This is a genomic window from Pseudomonas brassicacearum (assembly GCF_003732265.1).
Lineage (GTDB): Bacteria > Pseudomonadota > Gammaproteobacteria > Pseudomonadales > Pseudomonadaceae > Aquipseudomonas > Aquipseudomonas brassicacearum_D.
Map to the genome: position 1 here is coordinate 1 of NZ_MOBK01000445.1, position 627 is coordinate 627.

General features: G+C 66.3%; 1 protein-coding gene and 1 pseudogene. Both read right to left on the reverse strand.

The features are described 5' to 3' along the window. Positions 1-266, reverse strand: a pseudogene (locus BK660_RS32170) (ATP-dependent DNA helicase RecG); the annotation flags it as partial. A 9-nt stretch (positions 267-275) separates the two neighbouring features. Beyond that, a partial coding sequence (locus BK660_RS32175) for a LysR substrate-binding domain-containing protein (protein ID WP_259698577.1) occupies positions 276-627 on the reverse strand: 352 nt, incomplete at its 5' end.

Here is a 627-nt window from a genome sequence, read left to right on the forward strand (position 1 = left end):
CCGCCGGTGCCATCCTGCAAGCGCACGACGAGGCTGCGGCGTCGACCCATGACCACGTCGGCGCCGCTGACGGTGCCTTCGACCACGGCATCCTGCCCCGGCCGCAGCGCACCGATCGGCACCACGCGGGTGCGATCCTGATAGCGCAGCGGCAGGTGAAACAGCACGTCCTGCAGATTCTCCAGGCCGACCTTGGCCAATTTCTCGGCCATGGCTTCGCCGACACCCTTGAGTGCCGTCACCGACACTTGCGACAGCTCAGTCATGACGCTCGCTTAACCGGCCGTAACCGGTGCCGCTGGCTTGGCCACCGAACACAGGCGAATGGAGTCGGCGAGGATCTCGATGGCTTTCGGCCGTGGGAAACTCGCGCGCCAGGCAATGGCCACGGTGCGGAACGGCACCGGTGGCGACAGTGGCCGCACTTCGATCACGCCCGGGGCGTAGTGATGGCTGTCGACGGCCGACAACGGCAGGATCGAAATGCCCAGACCGGACGCGACCATGTGGCGAATGGTTTCCAGCGAGCTGGATTCGACCGTGGTGTGCTTGGCGCCGTCGTTGCCCTTGGTCAGGGTCGGGCAGGCTTCGAGAACCTGATCGCGGAAGCAGTGGCCTTCGCCGAGC